A 12,290-nucleotide genomic window follows, 5' to 3' on the forward strand; every position below is an offset into this window, starting at 1 on the left:
CCACCCCCACCGCGCCCCCTGAGCCCGGCTCGACGAACCGGCCGTACAACCACTCTTCAGTTGCCCCCCAGGTGCCCGGCAAGAGCGGTTTACGGGAGGGTCCGGTCCCCCCCGCCCTCAGCTCAGCCAGCTTGTGTGAGGTCATCAGCTCCTACCGCGAGGCCCTGGCCGAACAAGCAGCACTGCTCGAATCCCAGCGGGAACGCCTCTTCCACCGCATCGCCCAACGACGGATCAGCGGAAACCGGATCCCTCGCGGTCTGGGTGCGCTCGCCAACCCCTAGTACTGCCAGGTCAACGCGTGGCACTGGATTCAGCCACGCGATAAGGGTGTGACTGGAATCTTCCCATGGGCGGGTATGCGCTCAGGGGTGCGCAGCGAATCGTGCGCACCCCTGCTGTGCACCCACTGCGGGCAACGAGCCGGTGGTACACCCGTCATGGTCCTGGCTGCGGGGTAGGGACGGTGCACGGAGGCGGAACATGGCGGTGCGCGGAGTGAGATTCTTCGAGCCGGGTGACGAAGAGCGGCAGCGACAGGACTTTCTCGCCGGCGCTGTACCCGCGGCCCGGGCCGGCGTCGCTGTCCCGGAAGCCGGGACTCACGGACGATCTCTTGATCCATTGTTCGCTGTGTTTGTCCACGAAGACAGCAGGACGTTTGGTGCCGCTCCCGTGGCCAGGGAGGTGCTCGCGCTGCTCGATGAGGTCGGAGGGATCAAGCTGGCGCAACACCTGCAGGTCCACGCGAGCTGGGCTGCGCTCGGCGGGCCGAACCCGTTGGTCAAGCTCCGGCTGTGCTTCCGTGCCCCGGTGCAGGGGCGGGCTGACCTGGTACTCAGTGGGGTTTCGCATGCCCGTCTATGGCATTACGCAGCGCACGGTGCGCTGATCGCCGTGACCTCAATGGAGCGGATCGACCAGGCCGCCAGCGGGGCGGTGTCACCCTTCGCCTCTCTGATGCAGGCGTCGGTCCTGCTGACCGTTGGTGCCTCGCCGACTCTGATCCGGATGATTTCGGTGTATGGCTGGCCTCCGGCCGCAAGGAGCAGCTAAGCGGATATCTCCGGCAGCCCCTGGGGCGACTGAGAGGAGCGAGTTCGGGATCATCAAGTCCGACCTCACTGCGGTACGTCTCCAGATCGGGAACCTGGAACAGAAGGCCGAAGCTCTTGACAAGAAGATCGATCGGAACACTGAACAGTCTCCAGCGTCGCTCTGCAGCGCGCGGCCCCCAACCAGATGCCTTGGCTGGGGGCCGCCGCGCGTATCAGGGCCGTTGACCCGGCCGTCCCTGGTGCATGAGATCAGCCGTTGTCCAGTACTCCCTGGGGACATGCCGCTAGAACTGAGGGACACGAACCATCAGAGGGGGCGTAGGTGAGCGACATCCCAGCACACAAGGCCGACCGGCTTCGTCAGGCGTGGGTTCTCAAGGCGGGCCAGTGGAGCCTTACTCAGGACCCAGTCATGGAGCAAGAAGACGAATACCGAGACTACAGCGAAGCAATCAAGGCCGCCGGGTACACCGTATGGACCGGGGCGGGTGAGGTGTACATGGTCCCGCTGGTGCTGACGGTGTGGGCGCGTCCCGAGGAGCCCTCGTTCCTGTTCGATCTGGAGGGGGCAGGGCAGACGCAGACCGTCTATGCCGCCTCGCTACCCGACGCACTCACGCTGCTGAACCAGTTGGCCCCCACATTGCAGGCTCTCGCCGTCACAGACCAGATCGCGCATGCCGAACCCGAGACCATGTCCGTCCTCGCCGACGTCCTGGACAAGCTGCACGACCGCCGTCGCGGCAAGAACGGCCGCGTTATCCAGACGTGACTCCTCCCACGCAGGCAGAGCCTTGGGGAGCTACCGGCTAAGGTGACTCCGGCGATCACGGACGAGGCGGTGCCAGCGGTCACGAACAGCCTGCTCGCCGTTGATCCACCGGGTGGCGGCCAGGTCCTGGGCGTCGCTGCGGATGGCGTAGCGGAAGGGAAGCCTTGCAGCCTCCATGCTGGCGTGCCGGTTCTGGGCGCGGTCGGTGACGCCGTCGCCTCTGGCGCCCTTGATCAGGGCGACGACCTGGGCGCGGAGGGTGTTGGAGCACTCGTCGAGGCCATCAAGACTGGTGGGCCCGGACGAGCTCGTCGTCGGCGCGGTCCGGGTCGGCAAAGAAGACGGCGAGGGCGAGGCGGACCTGCGTCATGGCGCGTTCGCCGGCGGCGCCGTGCTGCTCGGCTCCTGTTGCCACGGGCCGCGGATCCGGAGTGCGCGAACGTCGACGACGACCAGGAGCTGGTCCTCGAGGACCTGACCCGCAAGCGGTTCCAGCAGGAGTTCGTCGGCGCGCGGAAGCGCGGCTGAGCCGTCCGGACTGCCGGACAAGGGGAGCACATCATGGAGGCCAGCGCTGCCGCATGATCCGTGCCTCACAGGGGCGCATCTCGGCCAATGCGGGGTGAGGAACCGGGCAGGTCCTGCCGGATCCGCCACGCTGCCCGTCCGGCCGTCCCAGGATCTGCCCCGGGGGGCCGCATCGGCCCCGTTGCGGGACGGTGAGGAGCAGCGGTATGGGCGTGAGCAGCAGCTATCTGACCAGGGTGGAAGTGCAGCAGTTGCTGGGCGTGAACGCGTTCGGAATGTGGCGGCTGGTGCGGAAGTACGACAAGTTCCCGGCGCCGACGGAGAAGCCGTACAGCCCGTTCAACAGGCAGGAGCCCGAGGAGGTGTGGGCCGGCACCGCGGTCTACTCCTGGGCGGCTGGGACCGCAGAGTTCGCCCACCGCGGCGCCGTGCTGCTGCGCCCGCTGCCTGAGGGGCCAGCCCCGGGCAGTTGGCTCGGCTACCGGGACACCCTGCGCGGCCCCGCGCTGGACTGGCGCACCGACATCGGTGTGATCCGCATCGTGCACTGCGACGATTCCAAAGCCGCCACCGACGTCGCCTCCGCCATCGCCAGCAGCGGCAACAAGGACAGCGTGGTCACCGTCTGCGCTCTGTACGGGGACGTCGGTATCTGGGGACCGGCGCTGGTGGCGGCCGACACCGCGCACCCCGGCATCGAGTACGAGGCCAGCTGGGGCGACGTCGCGGCCCTCGTCGGCCAGGTACTGCCCTGGTGGCCCGACCTGCTGCGCCTGCCCAGTGTGATCCGTCAGTGGGAGCCGGGCGCCCAGGCGGCCGTGGTCGAGGTCCCGGCCAACGGCAGCGAGAAGATCCTGCGCCGGGCCGGGGCCAACCAGATTTTCGACGTCACCTCGAGGGCGGCCGTGACGGACATGGCCAACAGCATCCGCAACAACCGGATCGACAACACGAGCCACGAGATCGAGATCTTCTGCAAAGACGGCTACGGCGAGATGCCGAACCAGGTCGTCGCCGGCGCTGTGCCCGACACCAGCCACCACCCGCTGCCGTGTGACGGAGAGCGCCAGACCCTCAAGACAGGCTGGCACAAACTCGCCCTGCACACCCACCCCGACGCTGTCGCCGCGCTCGAGGTCGCCGTCGGCCGCGACCCGGACCTTCTGCCCTTCGGAGCTGTCACCGAGATCCCCGTCCGGCCGGGCACCATCAGCGACCGGTGGACCCACCGGCTGGCGATATGCGACCCGACCGCCGCCCACGCCGTTCTCGCCCAGGACGACAGGGCGGAGGCGTTTTTCATCGACCCGCTCACTGACATGCCCGTCCTGCGCACGCCCAGCGGCGACGGCAAACAGATGTGGCGTTTCTACGCGCCGCTGTCCCTCCCGGCCGGCGGCGCGGAACTCGCCTCGGTCATCCTGCACCACACCGTGTGGGTCACCACCAGCGACGGCCATGTCCACCCCGCGCCGTGCACACCGACCGAGCACCTGTGGTGGGGCGACGGCTGGGGCGACCGGCCCAGCGAGGCCGCCGCCGTCGTCGACCAGCTCCTGGACGACCTCGGCGCCACCGTCAACCTGCGCGAGCACTATAAGGCCCCCAAGGGGCTGACCGCCCTGTTCAACGAGGAACACAAGAAGGGCGCCGAACTCACGCGCGCCACTCTGCTCCACGCCCGGATGACACCGCCCCGCACACGCTGAACCGGCCGTGCGCACTGCCCCACCGCAACCACATTCCCGGGGCGCGCGTCGGGCCTCCCGTGGGGAGCCGGGAGGTGCGACGCGGCCCGGCCCGGAGGGGGCTGCCCGCAGGCGGGGCCGACCGCGGGGGTGCCCTCGCCTGGGGGAGACGGAAGATCACGCTGCCCGCGGGCGATCAGAATGGCACCGGATTCAGCCACGCGATAGACATGTGACCGAAAAACGTTCGATAGTACGGCGGCCTGCCCCCAGGGGCGTCCTTCCCTCTACCCCCTTGTTCCGTCTTCCGGTTCGCCGGGAGGATCACTGTCATGACTGAGCTGCAGCGCCTGGCCGGCGCCCTCGCCACCGACTATCTCTGCGGGCAGTGGGCGCCCGACCCGACCGAGGAGCACCGCGCGCGGGCCCTCTCGCTGAGTGCCAGCGCCGACGACGGCCTGGACGGGCTCGCCGCGGGCGGCGTGATCACCGGCGAGGCCATTGCAGACATGCTGCGGCCCCACCCCGACCTCGCGTCCTGGCGCCTGGCTCCCGTCCTGCGCGCCTACCTCACCGGCGACCCACACGGGCAGGCCCTGGTCCGCGACCTCCTTGACGCGGTGGCCGGCCACCACCGGCCCCCTGCCGGCCGGTACGTCCGTTCACCCCGTCCGTACGACGACGGCGGCCCCACGGTGTTTCTGGCCGGCGGCATCACCGGCTGCCCGGACTGGCAGACCCGAGCAGCCCTCCAGCTCCGCTCTGCCGGCGTCACGGCCACGATCCTCAACCCCCGGCGAGCGGAGTTCCCCGAGGGCGACCCTGTGGTCGCCCGGGAGCAGATCGTCTGGGAGTACGAGCATCTGGCCTGCGCCAGCGTCGTCCTGTTCTGGTTCTGCGCGGAGAGCATTCAGCCGATCGCCCTGTACGAACTCGGCGCTCACGCCGCGCGCGGAGCCACGATCGTGGTCGGCGCGGACCCGCAGTACGCCCGCCGTCTCGACGTCGTCGAACAGCTCCGTCACGCCCGGCCGGACGTGGAGGTTCACGGCTCCCTGACCGACACGGTGCGCGCCGCTGCGGCCCTCGTGACGCCGTATACGGCCTCAGCGCTGGGGTAGCGGGGCGACTCCCCAATTGGGGAGTCCATCTCCCAAGCCCGTGTTGATAGCCGAGCCGGTGGTCTTATTCCGTGCCGACTCCCTTGTCTCGGTGCTTCCACGGTGCCAGAGCTAGGTCACACGAAGACGGCGCGCGGCCGACTGTGCACTGTCGTTGAGGCCCAGGCGACGTCGAAGGTGCACGGGGCTGGAGCGCGCGGACGTCGACGACGACTAGCAGCTGGTCCTTGCGGAGCTGACCCGCGAGCAGGTGCTGGACTGGCGCACCCGCGCCGCGCACGACCAGCAGATCGTCCACGACCACATCGCCTGGTACGGCGAGCAGTCGGTACAGCGCCTGTTCACCCGGTCGTTCGTCGCGACCGTGCAGCGCCTGGCTGGCCCGGACACCTGGACCTCGGCTACACCCCGTGGGGGCAGACGTGAGCGGCGGCGAGGTGTCCGGTGTCGACCTGGCCCGGGTCCGCTGCGGGCCGCGATGGAGGCGGCGCGGAAGAACGGCGGCGGCCGGGCGTTAGCGCCCGTTCGACCTGGCCACCTCCACCGGGTGTGCCTGGCTGCTGCTGCCCTGCGTGATGCGGAACCAGAGCTGCTCGCCTTCCTCCAACGTCGTCCGGTGGCCGGAGTCCATGGCGGTGTAGTGGACGAAGATGTCCGGGCCGTCGTCGACCGAGAGGAAGCCGTACCCCTTCTCCGCGTTGAACCACTTCACGGTTCCCCAGACCCAGCCGTCGCCCTCCGGAGGAGGAGGCGGGGCCGCCCGGTGAGCCGGTGCGGGTTCCGGTGTGGGCGGTTCGAGTGGCGCCTGGCGGCTGGTGATCTCAGCGAGACCACGGTCCAGATCGAGGCCGTCTTCGACGGCGGTGAGCACGGCCTGGTCGGCGGCTGCCAGCCAGGCGTCCAGCTCAGGGTCACGGTCGTCGGCGAACGTGTCGTTGTAGTCGCTCACCGGGCACCTCCTTGCTGGCTTCGGCGGGTCTTGAGTGTGGCCCGGGCCCGGCAGAGGTTCTGCCGCACCGCATCCTCACTGATCTGCAGTTCTTCGGAGATCTCCGACACCGTGTAGTGGTCGTAGAACCACGCCATGACCTGCCGCTGCCGGGCCGGCAGCTCGGCCAGGGCCGCGTAGACCGCACGTTCCTGGTCGCTCAGCTCGATGATGGTGGGCAGATGGAAGTCGGCGCGGGAAGGCGGGAGTTCTCCGGGGAGTTCCTCGCGCGGCCTTCTGGCGCGGAAGTAGGCCCGGGAGGCCACGGTGCGCAGCCAGCGTGCCGGATAGCGGATCGTGGCCCAGACCTCGTAAGCACGGGCGAAGGCTTCATGGGCAGCATCGGCGGCCTCCTGCGGGCGAGCGCCATGCTTCATCACGAACCGGGTCAGCAAGGGCATCTCCGCGCGGTAGACCGCGGCGAAGTCCAGCACCGGGGACGCCTCGCCGGGGAGGTCTGCGGCCGGGCTTGCGGAGCGCACGGAGAACTCATCCACCATGGGGCTCCTGTATCCGGCGGGCGGATGGGCCGCCCACCTCGATCGTGACCTCGTCCCCGGCAGCAGACCGCAGCTGTACCCGGCTGCCGGACGGCAAAGACTCCGCGAGCCGGGCCCCGGCAGAGTGCTGGGAGGCAGCGGAATGTGCGTCCTGACGGGAGCGGATCCACACCATCAGACAGCGGGCGGTATAGGCCACCACGCATAACCCGGCGCTCATCAATGAGGCTTCCATCCGCCTCTCCTCCCCTGAACATCAGCGAAGCCCACGCCCGCCAACTCCGACTGGGTCATTGCTTAGTGCTGGTACCTGCTCTCTGTGTGACATCGGCTGCGAAGAAAATTCCAGGATCAGCTGCGCAGGTCCACCAGGAGGCAGGGGCAAGCGCTCGCCCCGCACCGCGGCTGGCGAGATCACCACGTGCCCGGCAGGGACTGCGTGGGCGTCGGCGGGGACGCTACTGGAGCCTGGTGACCTTGGGCCGCCCCCTTTCGGGGCAGCGGCCCGAAAGGGGTGAAGCGCTGCGTCGTCCACACACCAGGTTGACAGGATGATCCTGTCATGGTGACATGTGGGCATGCTGTACGAGACTCCGGCTCTGGACGCCGATGACCACCGTGTGCTCGAGGAGATCGAGCAGATGCGGATGCGCCTGCGCCACCAGTTGCGGGCGCAGCCGCGCTGGTCGGGTCAGCTGCGGCGCAACTTGACGGCTCGGGCGATCGCCGGGTCGAACACCATCGAGGGCTACGCCGCGACCGTCGATGATGTCGAGGCTCTGATGGCGGGGGAGGAGCCGCTGGAGACGGCGGAGCGGACCCGGGTGGAGCTGGAGGGCTACCAGCGGGCGATGACCTACATCCAGGCCCTCGCCGACGCCGGGGAGGGCTTCCGCTACGACGCGGGCCTGCTCAATGGGCTGCACTTCATGCTGCAGGGCCACCACCTTGACAAGCGCCCGGGCCGCTGGCGCGACGGGCCGGTGTTCGTCACCAGCCCCGACGACCCCTTGGTTCCCGCCTACAGGGCTCCGGACTTCGAGGACGTGCCTGCCCTGATGGGGGAGCTGATCGACTGGCTTAACACCGGTGACCTTGATGCCCCGGTCCATGTACGGGCCTCTATGGCGCACCTGAATCTGGTGAACATTCACCCGTGGAAGGACGGCAACGGGCGCATGTCCCGCGCCGTGTCCACCCTGGTCTTCGCGCGGGAGTCCGAGAGTCTGCTGCCGCCGGAGTTCTCCTCCATCGAGGAATGGCTCGGCCGGGCCCAGAACACCTACGCCTACTACCGCGTCCTGCAACAGGTCGGCGGCCCCACCTGGACCCCCGAGCGCGACACTCACCCGTGGATCCGCTTCTGCCTGGAGGCCCACCACCGTCAGGCCCAGCAGGCCCAGCGCCGCACCGACCTGCTCTCCCGCGCCTGGATCCACCTCGGCGAGGCCGCCGAGCGCGACGGATTGGACGAGCGTGTGGTCTACGCACTGCTGCCGGCCTTCTGGGGATCGAAGGTCCGCCGCACGGTCTACCAGGCCGATGCCGACCTGTCCGAGCAGCAGGCCATCCGCGATATCCGCGAGCTGGTCCGCCTGGGCTGGCTCGAGGCCCAGGGCCGGGCACGCTCCCGCTACTACGCCCCCGGCCCTCGCATGGCCGGCGCGCAGGAGAAGATCCGGCAGGCCGTCGAGCCCTACGCCGACCCTTACGCACCCCGACCCTGACCAGCACGGGCGGCCGCTTCACCGCGCCGGAGCCCGCGTCCGGGCCCGTACTTTCCTCCCGCATCACGCTGTCGACGGCGTCGGCGTCGGCGCCGGGGCCGGGGCGCCGGCGCTGTGCCGTCAGCCGGAACACACCGAGAGGCGGCCCGTCAGGGCCTGACCGCATCTGCTCACAACGCCAGGAAGCCGACCCTCACCAGCCTGTTGATGGAGGAGTACGTGAGTTCGCCGCACCGCCCCCGTCCCGCCTTACCAGCGCAGCCCCCGAGTACGGGCACGGGTCCGGCCGCCTCTCCTGCGCCAGCTGCGGCCGACGGCCGGTGGGAGGAAGAGATCCTGACCGGGAGCGTCCTGCCCGGTGCTCTGGGCGGTGCTGTGGCGCAGCAGGGACCGGTGCGTCCGGTGGTGGTGTTCGTTGCGGGGCAGGCGGGCAGCGGCAAGACCGCGGTGGTCGACCTGGTGCATGCCGCGTTGGGGCGGCGGGGCGGCGCGGTGCGGGTGGACCGCGATGCCTATAAGAATGTGCACCCCCACTACGCGGACTTCCTGGCCGAGGATGTGAGGAGCGCAGGGGTGCGGGTGCGGCCGGAGACCTACCGCTGGCAGGCCGTGGTCGAGGCACGGGTGCGTGAGGGCCGGTACGACGCGGTGGTGGAGGCGCCGCTGGCCCACCCCCAGGAGTTCTTGAACGAGATCGCCGCCTACCGGGATGCCGGTTACCGCGTGGAGTTCGTGGCCCTGGCGGTGCCCGAGGCGGTCAGTCAGCTCGGCGTCCTGGACCGCTACCTGCGCCTGGCCGAGCAGGGCCGGGCCCGCTACGTCTCCTGGGACAACCACGACCGTTGTGCGGCCGCGCTGATCGAGGTCCTGCGCATGGTGGAGGCCGGGCACCTGGCGGACAGCGTCTTCGTCGTCCGGCGCGCCACCGAGGCGGCGCTCGAGACCGTGTACGCCAACGCCCTCGGCCCCGAGGGGCAGTGGAGCCGCCCGGCGGGCGCGGCGGACGTGGTGCTCGCCGAGCGCCGGCGCCCGTGGGATGCCCGGGAGACGGGCGTCTTCCGCCGCCAGCTCGCCGACACCGACCGGCGCCTCGCCCGTCCCGGCCTGCCCGAGGACTGGGGGCTGGCGGTGCGCCGCGACGCCGAGCGCACCGCCGCCTGGGCCGAGCCGCTCCGGCGCACCGCCCAACCCCGCCAGGAAGCGCCCGGGGTCGACTACCACCGGCTGAGCGCCGAGGAACACCGCTGGATCTTCGACGAGCTGATCGTGCCGTCCCTGGGGCGCATCACGCCGCAGAAGCGACCGGTCGCGGTGTACGTGATGGGCCAGCCCGGCGCCGGCAAGACCACGGCCGCGCGGATGGTCCGCCGCACCCTGCGGGATCCGGCCCACATCCGGGGCGAGGACTTCAAGGTCTCCCACCCGGACTACTTTCAGCTGCTGCGTGAGGAGCCGCGCACGGCCTCGGCGCGGATCCGCGCCGACTACCGCGCCTGGCAGGCCCAGACCGAGCGGTACGTGCGGGAGCGGCGCGGGGACGTGGTCATCGAGATCACCCCGTCCAGCGCCAGCGCCTTCGTCACCGGTGCGGCCCTGTACCGGCAGGCCGGCTACCGGGTGGAACTGGTGGTCCTGGCGGTGCGCGCGGCGGATTCCCGGCAGGGCACCGCCGCCCGCTACGCCGAGGTGAGCCGGCTGGACGTGCCCGCGCGGTTCACCACCGCCGCCGGGCACGATGCGCACTATGCGGTCCTGCCCGAGGTCGTGGCGCTGGCCGAGCAGATGTCCGCCGTGGACTCGGTGCTGGTGATGCGGCGTGACGCCCACCCGTTGTACCGCAACCACCTGACCAGCCGGGGCGGGTGGGCGCGGCGCCCCGCCGCAGCGCTGGCCCTGGTCGCCGAACAGGCCCGCCCCTACACCCCCGGCGAGGCCGCACGGTTCTGGTCCGTCCAGCGCCGGCTGCACCGGGCGATGCCGCAGTACCGCGACGACCTCGTTGCGATCGCCGCTCTCGCATGCCCGCTGATGCCCGCCCAGCAGCCGCGCCAGCTCCACCCGCCCGTCCCCGCGGCCGCGCTGCCCGTGCCCGACCAGCGCGCCGTGCGGCCCGGGGCCAAAGCGGTTGCCGGGCCGCACGGTACGGTGAATGCCGCGGCTACGCCTCGGGGTGGGGTTCGGTGCCTTCCAGCTTCTTGAGGCGGTCGGCGTAGTCTGCGGCGATCCTTGCAGTCTCCTCGGGCCCGGCATCCTTCAGCCGTTGCTGGTCCTTCAGGCACTCCTGACGCCGGGTCATCAGCTCCTGGAGGCGTTGCTGGTCGCCGGAGCGCCGCACCGGTAGGAGTTGCTGGGTGTACCGGGCCAGGACAGCGTCCACGATCTCGTGCGCCGTCGCAGACCTGGCCGTACTGTCGCCGCCCGCTGCCGGCCCCGACGAGGGGCGCCGGTCGGGGGACGGCGAGGGCGATGCGGAGTCGTGCATAGGAAGATCACCTCAGGGTGTCGGGAGCCGAACAGTCGGAAAGATCATTTTTGGTGGTGGGCTGGAATCCGGCCTGTGGGCGGTCACGGTACGCGGCGTAGATTGGGCCCGCAGGTGATCGCTTCTGGGGGGACATCACATGGCCGACCTTCGTGCGCTGTTCAGCTCCAACGACCCCGTGGACAGCAGCGAGGCGTTCACCAACCGCCACAGGCAGTGGGACTTCGTGGCCACCGCCATCGAGGAGCACTTGCGGCACATCGCCGCCCCGGGCTTCGACGTCGAGGACCTCGAAGCCCCCCGCGACAACGTGCTCGCGTTCCATGGGGTGGGAGGCGTCGGCAAGTCGACCCTGCTGCGCAAGCTGGAAGCCTCGCTGAGTGCCGCCGAGCATCGGCCCGCGCAGTGGGGCGCCCCCGCCTGGGCGGGCGAGAAGATCCTGCCCGTGCGGATCGATCTGGCCCGCTCGGCATCGACCGGGGCCGACTTCGAGCGCGTCGTGCTGATGATCCGGCTCGCCCTGGCCGCCGCCGTCGGCCGCCCCCTGCCCAGCTTCGACCTGGCCCTTCGCCGCTACTGGGAGGCGCAGCATCCCGGCGAGCCGCTGGAGGAGTACATCAAGCGCACCGGCCTGGCGGGCAAGTTCGGGCAGATGCTGCCGAAGCAGATCCAGGGCGCGGTGAGCGAAGCGATTGGCGCCCTGCAGCTGCCCGGCCTGGTCGGCGCGGCCGCTGGGCAGCTCACCACCGCGCTCGTGGGCGCCCTGCGCGAGCGCCGCGCCCGGGCGCGGGCCCTGGCCGGCTGCGCCCGTACCGCCGCCCTGCTGGAGGCCGAACCCGACCTGGAGGCGCTGTCCTTCTACCCGCACCTGCTGGCGTGGGAGATCAGCCGCCTGCCCGCGAAGAAGGCGGTGGTGCCGGTCATCCTGCTGGACACCTTCGAGGACACCAGCGACCGCCACCGGGATGCTGAGCGGCTGTTGCAGCGCCTGGTGTGGCTGATGCCGAACTGCTTCTTCGTCATCGGCGGCCGCAACCGGCTGCCGTGGGCCGATCCCGCCCTGCAGGGCCAGCTCGACTACACCGGTCCCACGGCCTGGCCGGGCCTGGCCCCCCAGCCGGGGCAGATGGTCCCGGCCCTGGCCGCCGGCGGCGCCCGCCAGCACCTGATCGGCGACTTCTCGGACCAGGACTGCGACACCTACCTCGCCCAGCGCCTCACCCACGACGACCGTCCGCTGATTGGTCCGGAGATCCGCGCGGTGATCACCCAGCGCTCGCACGGCCTGCCGCTCCACCTCGATCTGGCCGTGGCTCGCTTCCTGGAGATCCGCCGCACCGGCCGCACCCCCACTCCGGCCGACTTCGACCACACCTTCCCGGCCCTCATCGCCCGCACCCTGTCCGACCTCACCGCCGACGAGCGC

At 70.5% G+C, this 12,290-nt stretch carries 12 protein-coding genes and 1 pseudogene; 8 read left to right on the forward strand and 5 right to left on the reverse strand.

The window, feature by feature from the left end; all coding sequences use genetic code 11:
- The first annotated feature begins 131 nt into the window (after positions 1-131).
- The 3 genes from ACSNOH_RS28600 (at position 132) to ACSNOH_RS28610 (ending at position 1,830) form a co-directional block, all read left to right on the forward strand.
- The gene (locus ACSNOH_RS28600) at positions 132-284 is read left to right on the forward strand and encodes a hypothetical protein (protein ID WP_436724334.1); all 153 of its coding nucleotides are present in this window, start codon (positions 132-134) and stop codon (positions 282-284) included.
- Positions 285-483: 199 nt separating this feature from the next.
- Positions 484-1,056 carry a hypothetical protein gene (locus tag ACSNOH_RS28605; protein WP_436724335.1) on the forward strand — a complete coding sequence of 191 codons (573 nt, stop codon included), beginning with the start codon at positions 484-486 and terminating at the stop codon, positions 1,054-1,056.
- A gap of 324 nt (positions 1,057-1,380) precedes the next feature.
- Entirely contained in the window at positions 1,381-1,830 is a 450-nt protein-coding gene (locus tag ACSNOH_RS28610; protein ID WP_436724336.1) for a hypothetical protein, read from the forward strand.
- Positions 1,831-1,860: 30 nt separating this feature from the next.
- On the opposite strand, the gene ACSNOH_RS28615 is transcribed toward ACSNOH_RS28610, so the two are convergent.
- Both ACSNOH_RS28615 and ACSNOH_RS28620 read right to left on the reverse strand, forming a co-directional pair.
- Complete coding sequence (locus tag ACSNOH_RS28615) at positions 1,861-2,166, reverse strand: hypothetical protein (RefSeq protein ID WP_436724337.1); 306 nt, start codon at positions 2,164-2,166, stop codon at positions 1,861-1,863.
- Positions 2,114-2,245, reverse strand: a complete 132-nt coding sequence (locus ACSNOH_RS28620) for a hypothetical protein (RefSeq protein WP_436724338.1) — start codon at positions 2,243-2,245, stop codon at positions 2,114-2,116. The genes ACSNOH_RS28615 and ACSNOH_RS28620 overlap by 53 nt, the downstream gene beginning before the upstream one ends.
- A 319-nt stretch (positions 2,246-2,564) precedes the next feature.
- Here ACSNOH_RS28620 and ACSNOH_RS28625 point away from each other — a divergent pair, with 319 nt between their 5' ends.
- Together ACSNOH_RS28625 and ACSNOH_RS28630 are read left to right on the forward strand one after the other, a co-directional pair.
- Positions 2,565-4,067: a hypothetical protein gene (locus ACSNOH_RS28625; RefSeq protein WP_436724339.1), complete on the forward strand. Its 1,503-nt coding sequence runs from the start codon at positions 2,565-2,567 to the stop codon at positions 4,065-4,067.
- A 311-nt stretch (positions 4,068-4,378) separates the two neighbouring features.
- Positions 4,379-5,167: a nucleoside 2-deoxyribosyltransferase domain-containing protein gene (locus ACSNOH_RS28630; RefSeq protein ID WP_436724340.1), complete on the forward strand. Its 789-nt coding sequence runs from the start codon at positions 4,379-4,381 to the stop codon at positions 5,165-5,167.
- 514 nt (positions 5,168-5,681) lie between these two features.
- Here the strand turns inward: ACSNOH_RS28630 and ACSNOH_RS28635 are convergent.
- Both ACSNOH_RS28635 and ACSNOH_RS28640 read right to left on the reverse strand, forming a co-directional pair.
- On the reverse strand, positions 5,682-5,879 hold the full coding sequence (locus ACSNOH_RS28635; RefSeq protein WP_436724345.1) for a cold-shock protein: 198 nt from the start codon (positions 5,877-5,879) through the stop codon (positions 5,682-5,684).
- Positions 5,880-6,112: 233 nt separating this feature from the next.
- A complete protein-coding gene (locus ACSNOH_RS28640) occupies positions 6,113-6,655 on the reverse strand; it encodes a sigma-70 family RNA polymerase sigma factor (RefSeq protein ID WP_436724341.1) in 543 nt (180 codons plus the stop codon).
- A 578-nt stretch (positions 6,656-7,233) separates the two neighbouring features.
- Here ACSNOH_RS28640 and ACSNOH_RS28645 point away from each other — a divergent pair.
- On the forward strand, positions 7,234-8,382 hold the full coding sequence (locus tag ACSNOH_RS28645; RefSeq protein WP_436724342.1) for a Fic family protein: 1,149 nt from the start codon (positions 7,234-7,236) through the stop codon (positions 8,380-8,382).
- Between the two features lie 402 nt (positions 8,383-8,784).
- Positions 8,785-10,581 (forward strand): zeta toxin family protein, encoded by a 1,797-nt coding sequence (locus ACSNOH_RS28650; RefSeq protein WP_436724343.1) that lies wholly within the window; start codon positions 8,785-8,787, stop codon positions 10,579-10,581.
- On the opposite strand, the gene ACSNOH_RS28655 is transcribed toward ACSNOH_RS28650, so the two are convergent.
- Positions 10,541-10,864 carry a hypothetical protein gene (locus ACSNOH_RS28655; protein ID WP_436724344.1) on the reverse strand — a complete coding sequence of 108 codons (324 nt, stop codon included), beginning with the start codon at positions 10,862-10,864 and terminating at the stop codon, positions 10,541-10,543. The genes ACSNOH_RS28650 and ACSNOH_RS28655 overlap by 41 nt on opposite strands.
- 139 nt (positions 10,865-11,003) lie before the next feature.
- On the opposite strand from ACSNOH_RS28655, the pseudogene ACSNOH_RS28660 reads away from it, so the two are divergent.
- A pseudogene (locus tag ACSNOH_RS28660) lies at positions 11,004-12,290 on the forward strand (ATP/GTP-binding protein); the annotation flags it as partial.

It is taken from the genome of Streptomyces sp. URMC 127, assembly GCF_051386535.1.
Taxonomy (GTDB): domain Bacteria; phylum Actinomycetota; class Actinomycetes; order Streptomycetales; family Streptomycetaceae; genus Streptomyces.